16 protein-coding genes and 1 tRNA gene are annotated in these 16529 nt (G+C 72.1%); 10 read left to right on the forward strand and 7 right to left on the reverse strand.

From position 1 onward, the window contains the following. Positions 1 to 72: 72 nt before the first annotated feature. From paaA to OG309_RS17995, 6 genes are all read left to right on the forward strand, one after another. Positions 73 to 1092 carry a 1,2-phenylacetyl-CoA epoxidase subunit PaaA gene (gene paaA, locus OG309_RS17970; RefSeq protein ID WP_329422105.1) on the forward strand — a complete coding sequence of 340 codons (1020 nt, stop codon included), beginning with the start codon at positions 73 to 75 and terminating at the stop codon, positions 1090 to 1092. Then, positions 1089 to 1376: a 1,2-phenylacetyl-CoA epoxidase subunit PaaB gene (gene paaB, locus OG309_RS17975; protein WP_329422107.1), complete on the forward strand. Its 288-nt coding sequence runs from the start codon at positions 1089 to 1091 to the stop codon at positions 1374 to 1376. The genes paaA and paaB overlap by 4 nt, the downstream gene beginning before the upstream one ends. Then, the gene (gene paaC, locus OG309_RS17980) at positions 1373 to 2107 is read left to right on the forward strand and encodes a 1,2-phenylacetyl-CoA epoxidase subunit PaaC (RefSeq protein ID WP_329422109.1); all 735 of its coding nucleotides are present in this window, start codon (positions 1373 to 1375) and stop codon (positions 2105 to 2107) included. The genes paaB and paaC overlap by 4 nt, the downstream gene beginning before the upstream one ends. Further along, positions 2101 to 2628 (forward strand): 1,2-phenylacetyl-CoA epoxidase subunit PaaD, encoded by a 528-nt coding sequence (gene paaD, locus OG309_RS17985; protein ID WP_329422110.1) that lies wholly within the window; start codon positions 2101 to 2103, stop codon positions 2626 to 2628. Before paaC ends, paaD begins: the two co-directional genes overlap by 7 nt. Further along, positions 2629 to 3717: a 2Fe-2S iron-sulfur cluster-binding protein gene (locus OG309_RS17990; protein WP_329422113.1), complete on the forward strand. Its 1089-nt coding sequence runs from the start codon at positions 2629 to 2631 to the stop codon at positions 3715 to 3717. Between the two features lie 86 nt (positions 3718 to 3803). Continuing rightward, positions 3804 to 4937, forward strand: coding sequence for an acyl-CoA dehydrogenase family protein (locus OG309_RS17995; RefSeq protein ID WP_329422115.1), 1134 nt, complete (start codon positions 3804 to 3806; stop codon positions 4935 to 4937). Between the two features lie 10 nt (positions 4938 to 4947). Here the strand turns inward: OG309_RS17995 and OG309_RS18000 are convergent, their stop codons facing one another. The 4 genes from OG309_RS18000 to OG309_RS18015 all read right to left on the reverse strand — a co-directional run bounded on the left by OG309_RS18000 (position 4948) and on the right by OG309_RS18015 (position 9327). Beyond that, entirely contained in the window at positions 4948 to 5292 is a 345-nt protein-coding gene (locus OG309_RS18000) for a rhodanese-like domain-containing protein (protein WP_329422117.1), read from the reverse strand. A 65-nt stretch (positions 5293 to 5357) separates the two neighbouring features. Then, positions 5358 to 6254, reverse strand: a complete 897-nt coding sequence (locus tag OG309_RS18005) for a hypothetical protein (protein WP_443067637.1) — start codon at positions 6252 to 6254, stop codon at positions 5358 to 5360. 223 nt (positions 6255 to 6477) lie between these two features. Then, complete coding sequence (locus tag OG309_RS18010) at positions 6478 to 7965, reverse strand: DUF2252 domain-containing protein (protein ID WP_329422120.1); 1488 nt, start codon at positions 7963 to 7965, stop codon at positions 6478 to 6480. Positions 7966 to 8109: 144 nt separating this feature from the next. Further along, entirely contained in the window at positions 8110 to 9327 is a 1218-nt protein-coding gene (locus OG309_RS18015; protein WP_329422123.1) for a hypothetical protein, read from the reverse strand. 115 nt (positions 9328 to 9442) lie between these two features. Here OG309_RS18015 and OG309_RS18020 point away from each other — a divergent pair, with 115 nt between their 5' ends. Further along, positions 9443 to 9898 (forward strand): MarR family winged helix-turn-helix transcriptional regulator, encoded by a 456-nt coding sequence (locus OG309_RS18020; protein ID WP_329422125.1) that lies wholly within the window; start codon positions 9443 to 9445, stop codon positions 9896 to 9898. Position 9899: 1 nt separating this feature from the next. Here OG309_RS18020 and OG309_RS18025 read toward each other — a convergent pair whose 3' ends face one another. The 3 genes from OG309_RS18025 to OG309_RS18035 form a co-directional block, all read right to left on the reverse strand. Beyond that, positions 9900 to 10562, reverse strand: coding sequence for a response regulator transcription factor (locus OG309_RS18025; RefSeq protein ID WP_329428410.1), 663 nt, complete (start codon positions 10560 to 10562; stop codon positions 9900 to 9902). Positions 10563 to 10636: 74 nt separating this feature from the next. Beyond that, on the reverse strand, positions 10637 to 12508 hold the full coding sequence (locus OG309_RS18030) for a sensor histidine kinase (RefSeq protein ID WP_402544866.1): 1872 nt from the start codon (positions 12506 to 12508) through the stop codon (positions 10637 to 10639). A gap of 190 nt (positions 12509 to 12698) precedes the next feature. After that, a tRNA-Leu gene (locus tag OG309_RS18035) sits at positions 12699 to 12785 on the reverse strand. Between the two features lie 612 nt (positions 12786 to 13397). On the opposite strand from OG309_RS18035, the gene OG309_RS18040 reads away from it, so the two are divergent. From OG309_RS18040 to OG309_RS18050, 3 genes are all read left to right on the forward strand, one after another. Beyond that, positions 13398 to 14303 carry a DUF3662 and FHA domain-containing protein gene (locus OG309_RS18040; RefSeq protein WP_329422127.1) on the forward strand — a complete coding sequence of 302 codons (906 nt, stop codon included), beginning with the start codon at positions 13398 to 13400 and terminating at the stop codon, positions 14301 to 14303. A gap of 10 nt (positions 14304 to 14313) precedes the next feature. Continuing rightward, a complete protein-coding gene (locus OG309_RS18045) occupies positions 14314 to 14838 on the forward strand; it encodes an FHA domain-containing protein FhaB/FipA (protein WP_329422129.1) in 525 nt (174 codons plus the stop codon). Between the two features lie 185 nt (positions 14839 to 15023). After that, complete coding sequence (locus OG309_RS18050) at positions 15024 to 16514, forward strand: Stp1/IreP family PP2C-type Ser/Thr phosphatase (RefSeq protein WP_329422131.1); 1491 nt, start codon at positions 15024 to 15026, stop codon at positions 16512 to 16514. Positions 16515 to 16529 lie beyond the last annotated feature (15 nt).

The raw sequence follows: 16529 nt of genomic DNA on the forward strand, positions 1-16529 counted from the left end.
GGTTGACACCCTACGGGCCGTCGAACGACCATTGAAGCAATTCAACCGAACGATCGGTCGGTAGGGGGTCCGATGACCGCAGGTACGGCAGAGACGACAGCGACAGCGACACCGGCGACGACAGGGACGGCGGCGACACACGCAGCCCTGGAAGCGGTGTTCGACGCCGCCGTCGCCGCCGACGAGCGCATCGAGCCACGCGACTGGATGCCCGACGCCTACCGGGCCGGCCTGGTCCGCCAGATCGCCCAGCACGCCCACTCCGAGATCATCGGCATGCAGCCCGAGGCGAACTGGATCACCCGCGCCCCCTCCCTCCGGCGCAAGGCGATCCTCATGGCCAAGGTCCAGGACGAGGCCGGCCACGGCCTGTACCTGTACAGCGCCGCCGAAACGCTCGGCACCAGCCGCGACGAGCTCCTCGACAAGCTGCACTCCGGCCGCCAGAAGTACTCGTCGATCTTCAACTACCCCACGCTGACCTGGGCCGACGTCGGCGCCATCGGCTGGCTCGTGGACGGCGCCGCCATCACCAACCAGGTCCCCCTCTGCCGCTGCTCCTACGGTCCGTACGCGCGCGCCATGGTCCGGGTCTGCAAGGAGGAGTCGTTCCACCAGCGCCAGGGGTACGAGGCGCTCCTCGCCCTCTCCCGCGGCACCGAGGCCCAGCACGCCATGGCCCAGGACGCGGTGGACCGCTGGTGGTGGCCCTCGCTGATGATGTTCGGCCCGCCGGACGACGAGTCGACCCACTCCGCCCAGGCCATGGCCTGGAAGATCAAGCGGCACTCCAACGACGAACTGCGCCAGCGCTTCGTCGACATCGCCGCCCCGCAGGCCGAGTCCCTCGGCCTCACCCTGCCCGACCCCGACCTCAAGTGGAACGAGGAGCGCGGGCACTACGACTTCGGCCCCATCGACTGGGCCGAGTTCTGGGACGTCCTCAAGGGCAACGGCCCCTGCAACGAGCAGCGGCTCACCCAGCGCCGCCAGGCGCACGAGGACGGCGCCTGGGTCAGGGACGCCGCCGCGGCATACGCCGCGAAGCACACCGCGAAGCAGCACACGACGGACGGGGAGGCACGGGCATGACCACCGACGGATGGCCGCTGTGGGAGGTGTTCGTGCGCTCGCGCCGCGGACTGTCCCACACCCACGCCGGCAGCCTGCACGCGCCGGACGCCGAGATGGCCCTGCGCAACGCCCGCGACCTCTACACCCGCCGCAGCGAGGGCGTGTCGATCTGGGTGGTCCCCTCCGCCGAGATCACCGCCTCCTCCCCCGACGAGAAGGACCCCTTCTTCGAGCCCTCGGCGGACAAGCCCTACCGGCACCCCACCTTCTACGAGATCCCGGACGGGGTGAAGCACCTGTGACCACGCAGCCCGCCACCACCCCGGCCGCCGCCCTCGCCCTCGGCGACGACGCCCTCGTCCTCGCCCAGCGCCTGGGGGAGTGGGCCGGCAACGCCCCCGTCCTGGAAGAGGAGGTCGCCCTCGCCAACATCGCGCTCGACCTCCTCGGGCAGGCCCGCATCCTGCTCTCCCTCGTCGGCGACGAGGACGAACTGGCCTACCTCCGCGAGGAGCGCGCCTTCCGCAACTGCCAGCTCGTCGAGCAGCCGAACGGCGACTTCGCCCACACCATCGCCCGCCAGCTCTACTTCTCCACCTACCAGCGCCTCCTGTACGGCGAGCTCGCCACCGGCGACGGCCCGCTCGCCGGCCTCGCCGCCAAGGCCGTCAAGGAAGTCGCCTACCACCAGGACCACGCCGAGCACTGGACCCTGCGCCTCGGCGACGGCACCGACGAGAGCCACCGGCGCATGCAACAGGCCTGCGACGCCCTCTGGCGGTACACCGGCGAACTGTTCCAGCCCCTCGACGGCCTGGACATCGGCCCCGACGCCGCCGCCGCGATGGAGCGCGCCTGGCTCGACTCGGTCACCGCCGTCCTCGACAAGGCCACCCTCACCGTCCCCTCCGGACCGCGCACCGGCGCCTGGAAGGCCGGTGCCGGCCGCCAGGGCCTGCACACCGAGCCCTTCGGACGGATGCTCGCCGAAATGCAGCACCTGCACCGCAGCCACCCGGGGGCGTCATGGTGACCACCGCCCCGGCCACCCCCGCCACGGCCCCGCCGACCGCGCTCGAAGAGGAACTCGCCCGCATCGCAGGCGCCGTCCCCGACCCCGAGCTGCCCGTCCTCACCCTCGCCGAACTCGGCGTCGTGCGCGGCGTCCACGTCCTCGGGCCCGGCCGCGTCGAGGTCGAACTCACCCCCACCTACACCGGCTGCCCCGCGATCGAGGCGATGTCCTCCGACATCGAACACGCCCTCCACGCCCACGGAATGCCCGAAGTCAGCGTCGTCACCGTCCTCAGCCCCGCCTGGTCGACCGACGACATCACCGAGGAAGGGCGCAGCAAACTCACCGAGTTCGGCATCGCCCCGCCCCGCCCCCAGGGCCCCACCGGCGGCCCCATACCCCTCACCCTCGCGATCCGCTGCCCGAACTGCGGCTCCACCGACACCGAGCTCCTCAGCCGTTTCTCCTCCACCGCGTGCAAGGCACTCCGCCGCTGCACCGCCTGCCGCGAACCGTTCGACCACTTCAAGGAGTTGTAGATGCAGTCCTCAAAGACCGGACGGGCCGGATTCCACCCGCTCCGGGTCAGCGAGGTCGAGCAGCTCACGGACGACTCGGTGGCCGTCACCTTCGCCGTCCCGCCCGAGCTGCGCGAGACCTACCGCCACACCCCCGGCCAGCACCTCGCCCTGCGCCGCACCGGAGCCCACGGCGAAGAGATCCGCCGCACGTACTCGATCTGCGCCCCGGCCGCCCCCGAGGGCGAGACCCCCGTCCTGCGCGTCGGCATCCGCCTCGTCGACGGCGGCGAATTCTCCACCTACGCCCTCAAGGAACTCGCCGCCGGCGACACCGTCGAGGTCATGGAACCCATGGGCCGCTTCGTCCTCGACCCGCGCCCCGGACACTTCGCCGCGGTCGTCGGCGGCAGCGGCATCACCCCGGTCCTGTCCATGGCCGCCACCCTGCTCGCCCGGCAGCCCGACGCCACGTTCTGCCTCGTGCGCAGCGACCGCACCGCGGCCTCCACGATGTTCCTCGACGAGGTCGCCGACCTCAAGGACCGCTTCCCCGACCGCTTCCAGCTGGTCACCGTGCTCTCCCGCGAGGAACAGCAGGCCGGACTCCCCTCCGGACGGCTCGACCACGAACGGCTCACCACCCTGCTGCCCGCGCTGCTCCCGGTCGGCGACATCGACGGCTGGTTCCTGTGCGGCCCCTACGGCCTGGTGCAGAACACCGAACGGGCCCTGCGCGACCTCGGCGTCGACCGCGGCCGCGTCCACCAGGAGATCTTCCACGTCGACGACGGCTCCGCCCCCGCCCCGGCCCCCGCGGCGGACGCCCCCGCGGACGCCACCCTGACCGCCACCCTGCACGGCCGCTCCGGCAACTGGCCCGTCCAGCAGGGCGAGACGCTCCTGGAGACCGTGCTGCGCGCCCGGGCGGACGCCCCGTACGCCTGCAAGGGCGGAGTCTGCGGCACCTGCCGCGCCTTCCTCGTCACCGGCGAGGTCCGGATGGACCGCAACTTCGCCCTGGAGCCCGAGGAGACCGACGCCGGATACGTGCTGGCCTGCCAGTCCCACCCGGCGACCCCGGAGGTCGAGCTCGACTTCGACCGCTGACAGGCGGAGCCCGCCCATTCCCTTCCGGTAGAACCTGTTCTATCTTGACGATCCGTCAGATCGACAGGGCCGGAAGGGACAGGGCAGTGGACTTCACCTTCACCGAAGAACAGCACGCCGCCGTCGAGGCGGCCAGGGCCGTCTTCTCCGACGTCGCACCCGACGCCGTACCCAGCCCCGCCCTCACACCCGGCGCGGTCGCCGACGACTACGACCGCCCGCTCTGGGCCCGCCTCGCCACCGCCGACCTCCTCGGCCTCACCCTCGACCCCGCCCACGGCGGCGCCGGGCTCGACCCCATCGCCCTCTGCCTCGTCCTCCGCGAATCAGCCCGCGTCCTCGCCCGCGTCCCCCTGCTCGAGACCACCGCGGTCGCCCTCACCCTCCAGCAGTACGCGCCCGCCGAAACCGCCGCCGCCCTGCTCCCCCGGGTCACCCGCGGCGAACTCGTCCTCACCGCCGCCGCCCACGGCCGCACCGGACACGACCCGGCACCCCTCGCCGTCACCGCACACCGGGACACCACCGGCTGGACCCTCGACGGCCACACCAGCGCCGTCCCCTGGGCCCACCAGGCCGACCGCATCGCCGTCCCCGCACACACCCCCGACGGCCGGACCGTCCTCGCCCTGCTGCCCCGCACCCACCAGGGCCTCACCCTCGCCGACCAGTACGCCACCCACGGCGAACTCCTCGCCGAACTCCACCTCGACGGCGTCCACCTCGACCCCGCCGACGTCATCGACACCGAAGGCGCCTGGGAACGACTCCGCGACCTCCTCGCCACCGGAACCTGCGCCCTCGCCCTCGGCCTCGGCGAACAAGTCCTCACCATGACCAGCCAGTACACCGGCAAGAGGGAACAGTTCGGCCACCCCGTGGCCACCTTCCAGGCCGTCGCCGTCCAAGCCGCCGACCGCTACATCGACCTGCGCGCCATGGAGGTCACCCTCTGGCAGGCCGCCTGGCGCCTCACCACCGACGCCGGCGGACCGCTCCCCACCGGCGGAGACATCGCCGTCGCCAAGATCTGGGCCTCCGAGGGCGTACGCCGCGTCGTCCAGACCGCCCAGCACCTCCACGGCGGCTTCGGCGCCGACACCGACTACTCCCTGCACCGCTACCACGCCTGGGCCAAGCACCTCGAGCTCGCCCTCGGCCCCGCGGCGGCCCACGAAGAGGAACTGGGCGACCTGCTGGCCGCCCACCCCCTCGCCTGAACCCGCCGGACTACAGCACGTACGCGGGGCTCCCGCCGTCCGCGACCATCGGGCGCCCCGCACCCTCCCAGGCCAGCATCCCGCCGTCCACGTTCACCGCGTCGATGCCCTGCTGCACCAGATACTGCGTGACCTGTGCCGAACGGCCACCCACCCGGCACATCACGAACGCCCGCCGCCCCTCGGCCACGGCCTCCGTCACCTCACCGAACCGCGCCACGAAGTCGCTCATCGGCACGTGCAGCGCACCCTCGACATGGCCGGCCGCCCACTCGTCGTTCTCACGGACGTCCAGCACCAGGGCGTCGGCCGGCACGGAGGCCGCGTCCACCGACGGCAGCGGGGCGAAATTCATGGGACAGGCCTTCTCTCTCACACGACGGTGGCACCCCGCGAACGCGGACGCCGAACCATCGAAACCTACTGCACCGACCGCACCAGCGCGGCGAGCTCCGCCTCACGCTCGGAGACCTGCGCCAGCAGCTGCTCAGCGATCTCCTCGAGCAGCCGGTCGGGATCGTCCGGAGCCATCCGCAGCATCGCGCCGATGGCACTGTCCTCCAGCTCCCGGGCCACCCCCGACAGCATCTCCTTGCGCTGCGACAGCCACTCCAGCCGCGCGTACAGCTCCTCACTCTCGCTCAGCCGCAGCTCCGGCACCGGACCGGCCGCCCACTCCTCGGACAGCTCCCGCAGCAGGGCCTCGTCGCCACGGGCGTAGGCCGCGTTCACGCGCGTGATGAACTCCTCACGCCGCTGCCGCTCGCCCTCTTCCCGGGCCAGGTCCGGATGCGCCTGCCGCGCCAGCTCCCGGTACAGCTTGCGCACCTCGTCGGACGGCCGCACCCGCTTCGGCGGCTGCACCGGCCGCTCGGTCAGCATCGCCGCCGCCTCGGCCGAGAGCCCGTCGGAGTCCACCCAGTCGTGGAACAGCTCGTCCACCCCGGGCATCGGCATGACCGCGGCCCGCGCCTCCTGGGCCCGCCGCAGATCCTCCGGATCCCCGGTCCGCGCCGCCCGCGCCTCCGCGATCTGCGCGTCCAGCTCGTCGAGACGCGTGTACATCGGGCCGAGCCGCTGGTGATGCAGCCGGGAGAAGTTCTCCACCTCGACCCGGAAGGTCTCCACCGCGATCTCGAACTCGATCAGAGCCTGCTCCGCAACCCGCACAGCCTGCTCGAGCCGCGCCTCAGGCCGCTGGTCAGCGGGCCGCTCACCGGCCGGCGGCTCGCCGACGGAGCCCCCGGCAGACCGCTCACCGCCAGGCTGTCCACCCTCGGGCCGCGCACCCCCGGGCTCCGCACCCTCCGGCAGCACGCCCTCGGGCAGCTCCTCCGCGGGCCGCTCACCCTCGGACCCGCCACCCACGCCCTGGTCCACGCTCACGTCCACGCCCGTCCACGTCCTCGTTCCGGCTCGTCCCATCCAGCCTACGGTCCTTCGGGGGGGCCTCCCCCCTCCCTCCCCCTCCCTCCCCCTCCCCCCTCCACCCCCTCGCCCCCTCGCCCCATATGAAGCCGTGATGGACACGGCCCAGGCGTCAGACGCCCAGTTCCGCCGCTATCCGTCCCGTGCGGATCGCCGACAGCAGGTCCTCGTGGTCCGCGGTGGTGCGGTCCGCGTAGGCGATGGCGAAGGCCGCGACGGCCTCGTCGAGCTCTTCGCTCTTGCCGCAGTAGCCGGCTATCAGCCGCGGGTCGGCGCTGTGGGCGTGGGCGCGGGCCAGCAGGGCGCCGGTCATGCGGCCGTAGTCGTCGACCTGCTCGGCGGTCAGGGCGGCCGGGTCGACGCTGCCCTTGCGGTTGCGGAACTGGCGCACCTGGTACGGCCGGCCCTCGACGGTGGTCCAGCCGAGCAGGATGTCGCTCACGACCTGCATCCGCTTCTGCCCGAGCACCACCCGCCGTCCCTCGTGCCCCGCGTCCGGGACGGTGAAGCCGGCGGCCGGCAGGTACGGCAGCAGCGCCGAGGGGCGGGCCTCCTTGACCTGGAGGACCAGCGGCTCGCCCCGGTGGTCGAGGAGCAGCACCACGTAGGAGCGGGTGCCGACGCTGCCGGTGCCGACGACGCGGAACGCCACGTCGTGGACGGCGTACCGCGCGAGCAGCGGCAGCCGGTCCTCGGAGACGGTCCCCAGGTACTCGCCGAGGGCTGCGGCGACGGCCGCGGCCTCCTCGTCGGGGACCCGGCGCAGCACGGGCGGCGCGTCGACGAAGCGTCTGCCGCCGCCCTCCTCGTCGGTGACGGCCTCGGTCGAGCGGGCGGCGAAGCGCGCGCTGGTGTTGTTGCGGGCCTTCGCGGAGACCCGTTCCAGGGTGCCTATGAGGTCGCGGGCGTCGGTGTGGGAGACGAGCTCCTCGTCCGCGATGGCGTTCCAGGCGTCGAGCGCGGGGAGCCGGGCGAGCAGCCGCATGGTGCGGCGGTAGGCGCCGACGGTGTCGAAGGCGGCGGCCCGGCACATCTCCTCGTCGGCGCCGACCTCGCGCCCGGCGAGCACGAGGGAGGTGGCGAGCCTTTTGAGGTCCCACTCCCAGGGGCCCACGACGGTCTCGTCGAAGTCGTTGAGGTCGATGACGAGGCGTCCTCGGGCGTCGCCGTAGAGGCCGAAGTTGGCGGCGTGCGCGTCGCCGCACAGCTGGGCGGCTATGCCCGTGACGGGGGAGCCGACGAGGTCGTGGGCCATGAGTCCGGCGGAGCCGCGCAGGAAGGCGAAGGGGCTCGCCGCCATCCTGCCGACGCGTATCGGTGCGAGTGCGGCGACGCGGCCCCGGCTCGACTCCTCCACGGCGGCGACGGCGTCGGGCCGTCCCGCGGCGAGGACGAGCGTGCTGTGCGATGCGCGGGGGACGCCGCGGCGCAGGTCCTTGCCGCGCTGTTTGGCGGAACCGCCGGGCGTGGCCTCGGTGCCGCCGGGCGTGGCCTCGGTGCCGCCCGCCGCGCGCCGGGCGAATCCGGGAACGTGCGGGATGCGCCCGTCCCCGTGGGTGTGCGCACGCTGCCCCGGAACCGTTGTCCTCGTCTCGTCCATGGGACGACCTCCCCCGACTCTTGCCTGTCTGCCAACATCAACTTCGTCGACTGGGCATGAAGGTACCGCCGGGGCCGCCAGGCCGTCTTCCCCTGTGGACAACGGCCTGTGGACAACTCTTCGCGGGGGTCGGTTCCCCCTGGGTCAGACGCCGACGGTCTCCTCGATCTCCTCCTCGATCTCTTCCTGGACGTCCTGGTCGGCGCGCTTCTGCGGCGTCTTTTCCGTCGTGTGCTCCGCCGCTCGCGTCCGCCGGGCCTCGGCCCTTCCCGCGAGGGCGGTGACCAGGACTCCGGCGAGGAACCAGAGGCCCAGCACGAGGACGTTGCGGCCGAGGTCGTCGCCGGCGAGGTAGACGTGGCCGCGGACGCCTTCGACGAAGCCGGCGCCGTTCCAGAAGGCGTGCAGCGAGCCGAAGAAGCCGGGCTGGAGCTCGGGGCGGTAGATGCCGCCGGAGCTGGTGAAGTTGAGCATCACGAACAGGACCATCACGCCGAGGGTGGTCCAGCGCTTGAGGAAGGTGTGGAGTCCGACGCCGATCAGGAGGATGCCGGCGCAGTACAGCCACGACAGTGCCCAGACGCCGCCGAGTCCGTGGTCGACGAGGTGGAAGAGCGGTCCGGCGAAGACGGTGCCGATGAGGCTGACGACGAGGGACATGCCGGCGGCCAGGAGGGCCCTGATCCGCATGGGCAGGACGGCGCCGGCGCCGCCGATGACGGCGACGGAGGCGTACGAGCCGATGCTGAGGGCGACGAGCAGGAAGAAGACGCCCTGGCCGGTGGGGTCGCCGGAGGCGACGGGTGCGACGTCGGTGACCTTCAGGGGTTCGCCCTGGGTGGCGGCGACCTTGGTGAAGACCTTCTCGACGGCCATGGCGCTGGTGTCGGAGGAGGCGGAGGCCACCAGGAGCTCGGGCCGCGCGGCCGCCCCGCCGGCCTGCACCCCGCTGGCCTGCACCCCGCCGGCCTTCACCCCGCCGGCCTTCACCCCGCCGCCCTGCGTCCCGTCCGCCTGCGCCCCGTCGGCCTGCCCCGTCCCCGCCTGCCCGCCGGGTACGTACGCGCCGAAGCTGGCGCGGTCGCGCAGGTGGGCGGTGGCGGTGGTGCGGTCGGGGACGGTGCGGACGTCGAGGGCGCCGGCGCCCTTGTCCTGGAGGGTCTGGGCGAGGACCTGGGCCTGGGGACCGGAGCCGACGATGTCGACGCGCAGGTCGTGTGGCTGGGGGGCGTGGAAGGCGCCCAGGTAGGCGAGGCCCATGCCGACGCACATCAGCAGGGGGGTGAGCAGATGCCCGAGGACGTGGCGCAACGCTCCCTTGGTGGTCTGTCCTGCGGATGCTGCGGACACCGGAACCTCCATGGTTGGCTTTTACAACTAAATAGCCGTTGTACTATACAACCGAAGAGAGGGAACGGGCCACCGGGCCCGGCCATCAGGTCCGACCACGGGGTCCCTCGGTGACAAGGAGCGCACCATGAGCGACGGCGCGCGGGAGACGTCCCTCGACACGATCGAACGGGAGCTGACCGCCTTCGCCCGCCGGGCGCGGGCCGCGGCCGCCCGGCTCCATCCGGAGCTGCCGCTGGTCTCGTACACGCTCCTCGCCCACATCGACGACCAGCAGGGCTGTCGGGCCACGGACCTGGCCGCCCACTACCTCCTGGACAAGTCGACGGTCAGCCGGCAGGTCGGGGCCCTGGAGAAGCTGGGTCTGGTCGAGCGGCGGCCCGACCCTGACGACCACCGGGTCCAGGTACTGCACCCCACCGCGAAGGGCACCCGGCTGCTCGCCTCCACCCAGGCCAGCCGCCAAGCCGCCTACGAGGAACGACTCAAGGACTGGTCGGCCGACGACCTCACCCGGTTCGCCGCGTACCTGCTCCGCTACAACGCGGCCGGCGGCGCCGGTCTCCCCGACGCCAAGGGCTGAGTCAGAGGCCGGCGTCCCGCGCAAGGAGGGCCGCCTGGACCCGGTTCTCGCAGCCCAGCTTGGCGAGGATGCGGCTCACATAGGTCTTCACCGTCGCCTCGCTCATGTGGAGCCGACGGCCGGCGTCCGCGTTGGAGAGGCCCTCGCCCAGCAGGGCCAGCACCTCGCGCTCCCGTTCGCTGAGCGCCGTCACCCGGGTCCGGGCCGCCTCGGACCGGGTCGCCTCCCGCCCGGAGGCCAGCTGTTCGACCACGTGCCGGGTGGCGGCGGGGGACAGGTACGCGTCACCCGCCGCCGCCGCCCGTACGGCGCGGATCAGTTCGGCCGGGGCGGTGTCCTTGAGCAGGAACCCGGCCCCGCCGTGCTCCAGCGCCCTGAGCACGTTCTCCCGCTCGCCGAAGGTCGTCAGCACGATCACCCGCGTCGAGGGCGTGGCCCGGCGCAGCTCCGGCAGGGCGGAGAGCCCGTCGAGCACGGGCATCTGGATGTCGAGCAGCAGGACGTCGGCGGCGTGGGCGCGTGCCAGGTCGACCGCCTCGCGGCCGTTCGCCGCCTCGGCGACGACTTCGATCTCCGGGTCCGAGGTGAGGATCATCCTGATCCCGGCCCTGATCAACGGCTCGTCATCGGCGATCACGACCCTGATGTGCCGGCTCCCTGCCACAGCCACAGCCACTCCCCCAACGGCTCACTTGCGCACACGGGCCCACGTGCGGGCCCCGCCGGCACCGGCCGCGCCTAGCGCACGACCTCGTACGACTTCTTCTCGATCAGCTTGCCGTCCTTGAAGCAGAACCGGAAAACGGGCTCGCTCTCCATGTCGCCGGGCTCCGAGCTCATCAGCACCAGGCACGAGGAACCCTCGGGCTCCTTGGGGCCCTTGCCGTGCAGGCCGGTGGTGGCGATGCTGTCACCCGAAGGGAGCCGGTCGCGCACTTCCTGCTCGTTCTGCCCGACCTTGACGGCGTCGTATTCGCCCGGGCCGATCATCCCCTTCTGCATCGACCCCATCAGGAAGTAGAGGCCGAAGCCGCCCGCCACCAGCAGCAGTACGAGGGCGGCGAACGCGATCCCGCACCCGATCGCTATCCCGCTGCCCGTGCTCCTGCCCCTGCCCGCGCGCATCGCCATCGCCCACTCCCGTTCGGTCACCGTCCAGTCGGCCTTTCCGACCGCGGCCCGACCACCGTCGCGCGAGCGGGGCCATCGCGACTGCTGTCGGAAGTCGTCGGTGGCATCGACGAAAGGATCGGCGGGGGAAGGACGGTGGGAGGTGCCGTGGGCGGCGCCGTGGGTGCCGGTGGCGGACCCGGCGGGGGGTGCGACGCCGAGTTCGATGCCCGCCGTGAGCAGGTCCGGCTCGACGTACGGAGCGGCCTCCACCGCCCCGTACGGCAGGACGCCCGCGACCCGGAAGCCGCCGCCGTCCGCCGGGCCGGCGTGCACGATGCCGCCGACCAGCCGGGCCCGTTCGTGCAGTCCGGTGAGGCCCTGTCCGCCGCTGACGACATCGGTCGGCTCGGTCGTCGCGGGTTCGTTGAGGACCTCCACGACGAACGCGTCCGGTTCGTACCGCACTTCGACGGCTATGGCGGCGCCCGGTGCGTACTTGTAGGCGTTCGTCAGGCCTTCCTGGACGATCCGGTACGCGGCGTGGTCGACGGCCGGGGCGAGCGGCCGGGTCTCGCCGTGGCGGGCGAGGTCGATGGTGGTCCCGGCGGACCGGGCGGCGGCCACGAGTCCTTCGATGCCGGCGGTCCCCCGGGCCGCTTTGCCGGTCTCGTCCCCGGGCCGTGCCACGGGCACGCCCCCGGTCTCGGCGGGTGCCTCGATGCCGTCCCTGAGGATGCCGACGACCTCGCGCAGCTCGTGCATGGCGTCCACCGAGGCGTTCCGGAGCACGCCGACGGCCTCGCGTTGGCGGTCGGTGAGGTTCGGGTCCACCTCCAGGGCGCCCGTGTGCACGGAGATCAGGGCCAGTTGGTGCCCGAGGCTGTCGTGCATGTCCTGCGCGATGCGCTGCCGCTCGCGCAGCCTGGCCTGCCCGGCGATCATCGCCCGCTCCCTGATCAGCTGGGCGTTGCGTTGCTGCAGCGCGTGCAGCAGGCTCCGGCGCTGGGTCCAGTAGCGGTGGGCGAGACCGGGCGCGAGCGTGGTCGCCAGGAAGTACAGCGTGGTGATGAACGCGAGGGTGAGGATCATGCGCTGGTCCCAGGCCTCGATCACCGTGCCCGCGACGTTCAGCACGTACGCGGCGGTGAAGGCGGCCAGCGCCCGTCCGGCGCCCGCTATGTAGCGGCCTGCGGACCAGCCGATGAGGATCAGCAGTGCCAGGAAGCCCGGCACGAAGGGCGCGAGGAGCGATGTGACGACGAGCACGGTCCCGGGGAGCCTGCGGCGCAGCAGCGACAGCACGGCGGAGCCCAGGGCGACGGCGGCGAGCGTCCAGCCCTCGCCGCCGAGCATGTCCTGGGTGCCGGCGGCCAGCAGGGCCATGACGACGGCGAGGACCAGCTCGCCGGCGGTCCTGCGTCGCGACCACTGGCCGGGCAGCACGAACCACCGTCGGGCGGCTTCGGACCACGTCCTGATCTTCGGAGGAGCTTCCACGCCCGCACGATAGGCGGCGCGCCGGCCGGTCCGCCGTCCTCTTTCGTCGTGTTCCTCACCGACGAACGTCGCGCGCTCCGACGCCCGTCACCAGGCACCCGTTCCCAACCCGGACCCCCAGGAGCCGAGTTCACACGTGCCGGTACAACGCGGAAGCCCCGCAGATCTTTCGATCTACGGGGCTTCCGTCTGGTGCGCGAGGGGGGAGTTGAACCCCCACGCCCTTTCGGGCACTGGAACCTGAATCCAGCGCGTCTGCCTATTCCGCCACCCGCGCATTGGGTGATCTCCGAGCTTCTTGGCTTTTTGGCCCGTCCGCCTGGCGACATCTGAAGATTAGCACGTCGGGGGCGGTGGATTCACATCCGTTGTTTCGCCCCCGCCTCGGATGACGAGGAGTGGGCAGGAAGGAGGACGAAGGGGCAAGGAGGCAGGGGAGGAAGGGGCAAGGAGGCAAGGCGGCAAGGAGGCAGGGGGCCGGGAGAGAAGGACTGGGTAGGGCAGGGAGGGGCGGGGAGAGGCGGGGAGAGGCGCGGAGGACGGGAAAGGGTGGGAAGGGACAGCGAGGGACAGGAAGGGACGGGGTGGACGGAAGGGAAGGGCGCGGGGAGGACGGAAGGGAAGACGCGGGGAGGGCGGGAGTGGGAGGAAGTAGACCGGTCGAGATGTGCGAGTGACGCACGGGGCCCTCCTGCTCCGCCGCCGGGTGCGGGACACTGTCCACAGGCCACCTCTACGATCCATGGGGAAGGTCTGCCGAAAGGTCTGCGGAAGGTCTGTGAGAGGTGACACTCGTCCACAGGGCAGAGAAGGGGAACCAGCCGATTTCCCGACGCGTGGATACGATCAGTAAGCAGTACCAGGACGACAACGCCGGAGGAGGTGCCCCATGGGAGTCATGAAGCGGTTCGAGCAGCGACTCGAAGGTCTGGTCAACGGCACCTTCGCCAAGGTCTTCAAGTCCGAGGTCCAGCCCGTCGAGATCGCCGGCGCGCTCCAGCGCGAGTGCGACAACAACGCGACGATCTGGAACCGCGAGCGGACGGTCGTCCCCAACGACTTCATCGTGGAGCTGAGCGCGCCGGACTACGAGCGCCTCAGCCCCTACTCGGGTCAGCTCGGCGACGAGCTCGCCGGTCTGGTCCGGGACTACGCCAAGCAGCAGCGGTACACCTTCATGGGGCCGATCAAGGTCCACCTGGAGAAGGCGGAGGACCTCGACACCGGTCTGTACCGGGTGCGCAGCCGTACGCTCGCGTCGAGTTCGTCACAGTCCCAGCCGTCGCCGCAGCAGAACGCGCCCGGTGGGTACCCGCAGGGGCCCCAGGGCCAGCAGCAGCCGGCCCGCGGTGGCTACGGCTACCCGCAGGGCGGTCCGCCGGCCGGTGCTCCGCCGATGCCCGCGGCCCCGCCGCCGGGTGCCCCGGCCATGCCCGGCCACCGTCCGACGGCTCCGGCCGCGGCCCGCCCCGGCGGTGCGCCCGCGGCGCCCGCGACGACGGGTGCGGGCGGCCAGGTGCGCCGTTGGATCGAGATCAACGGCACCCGTCATCAGATTTCCCGCCCGACTCTGGTCCTCGGCCGCAGCACCGACGCGGACGTGAGGATCGACGATCCCGGCGTCTCCCGCCGGCACTGCGAGATCCGGACCGGAACGCCCTCGACGATCCAGGATCTCGGGTCCACCAACGGCATCGTGGTGGACGGGCAGCACACCACCCGCGCTACGCTCCGCGACGGCTCGCGGATCGTCGTGGGCAGCACCACCATCGTTTACCGGCAAGCCGAAGGGTGAAGCGGGGGCAATGTCAGAGCTGACCCTGACGGTCATGCGGTTGGGTTTCCTGGCCGTTCTGTGGCTGTTCGTGATCGTGGCCGTCCAGGTCATCCGCAGTGACCTTTTCGGCACGCGGGTCACCCAGCGCGGTTCGCGCCGCCAGGAGGCGCGTCCGCAGCAGAACGCGCGCCAGGCGGCGCCGCCGCAGCAGCGCGGCCAGCAGACCCCGAGCGGCGGGGGCGGGCGGCAGCGCCGCGGTGCCCCGACGAAACTCGTCGTCTCCGAGGGCACCCTCACCGGCACGACGGTCGCCCTGCAGGGGCAGACCATCACGCTGGGCCGGGCCCACGACTCGACGATCGTGCTGGACGACGACTACGCGTCGAGCCGGCACGCGAGGATCTACCCGGACCGGGACGGCAATTGGATCGTCGAGGATCTCGGGTCCACGAACGGTACGTATCTCGACCGGACCCGGCTCACCACCGCGACGCCGATTCCGCTGGGCGCGCCGATCCGCATCGGCAAGACCGTCATCGAGCTTCGGAAGTAGTGCTACGTCATGATTGAGCGCGAGCGGAGCATGCGCGCCGGGAGGGTCCCCACGACGGGCCGCCCCGAGCAGCGCGTGGCAGCCCGGCCAGCGGGCCAGGGCGGGCACGGGCTCCCGACCGGAGGGTGGGCAGTGTGGCTCGAGACCGGCGGCACCCCGAGGCGGCGCCGACAGGGCAGGTGGGCATGAGTCTGTCACTGCGTTTCGCCGCGGGCTCGCACAAGGGCATGATCCGCGAGGGCAACGAGGACTCCGGTTACGCCGGTCCCCGGCTGCTCGCCATCGCCGACGGCATGGGCGGCCAGGCCGCCGGTGAGGTCGCCTCGTCCGAGGTGATCTCCACGCTGGTGACGCTCGACGACGACGTCCCCGGCTCCGACATCCTCACCTCGCTCGGTACGGCGGTGCAGCGCGCCAACGACCAGCTGCGGATGATGGTCGAGGAGGACCCCCAGCTGGAGGGCATGGGCACGACGCTCACCGCCCTGCTGTGGACGGGTCAGCGCCTCGGCCTGGTGCACGTCGGCGACTCGCGCGCCTATCTGCTGCGGGACGGCGTGCTCACGCAGATCACGCAGGACCACACCTGGGTGCAGCGGCTCGTCGACGAGGGCCGGATCACCGAGGAGGAGGCGACGACGCACCCGCAGCGTTCGCTGCTGATGCGGGCGCTGGGCAGCGGCGATCACGTCGAGCCCGATCTCTCCATCCGCGAGGTGCGGGCCGGCGACCGCTACCTGGTCTGCTCCGACGGCCTGTCGGGCGTGGTGTCGCACCAGACGCTGGAGGAGACCCTCGCCAGCTACCAGGGTCCGCAGGAGACCGTGCAGGAGCTGATCCAGCTCGCGCTGCGCGGCGGCGGCCCGGACAACATCACGGTGATCGTGGCCGACGTCCTGGACGTCGACGGCGGCGACACCCTCGCCGGTCATCTCAGCGACACCCCCGTGATCGTGGGCGCGGTCGCCGAGAACCAGGCGCAGCTCAACGACGGCGGCGCGATGCACACGCCCGCGGGGCGGGCCTCCGGGCTCGGCCGGCCGGCGCCGCACCAGCAGCCGCCGGCCGGTGGTTTCGGCCCGCCCGGCAGCGGTGACGACCACGGGTACGGCGGGATGCCGCCGCAGGGCTCCTTCGGGGCCTACGTGGACGACGACTTCGTGAAGCCGCGGTCCGCGGGCCGCCGGTGGCTGAAGCGGTCGTTCCTGCTGGTGCTGGCGCTCGCCGTGGTCGGCGGTGCGCTGTACGGCGGGTACCGCTGGACGCAGACGCAGTACTTCGTGGGCTCGAAGGACGAGCACGTGGCGCTGTACCGGGGCATCAGCCAGGACCTGGCGTGGGTGAAGCTCTCGGAGGTCGAGACGGACCATCCCGAGATCGAACTCAAGTACCTGCCGGAGTACCAGCGCAAGCAGGTCGAGGACACCATCACCGGTGGCAGCCTCGACAAGGCGCGGACGAAGATCTCCGAGCTCGCGGTGCAGGCCACGGCCTGCAAGAAGACGGAGGAGCGCCGTAAGGCGGCCGCCGCCGCCCCGGACAAGTCGAGCACGCCGCGCGGCACGGAGAACAACGCGTCGCCGAACCCCACCAAGCCCACCACAGCCGCACCGTCCCCGGGTCCGACCCTGTCCGCGGAGGAGCAGAAGCTGGCCTCGAACTGCGGCAAGCAGTAGGCAGACCCGTAGGGG

Source organism: Streptomyces sp. NBC_01268 (assembly GCF_036240795.1).
Taxonomy (GTDB): domain Bacteria; phylum Actinomycetota; class Actinomycetes; order Streptomycetales; family Streptomycetaceae; genus Streptomyces.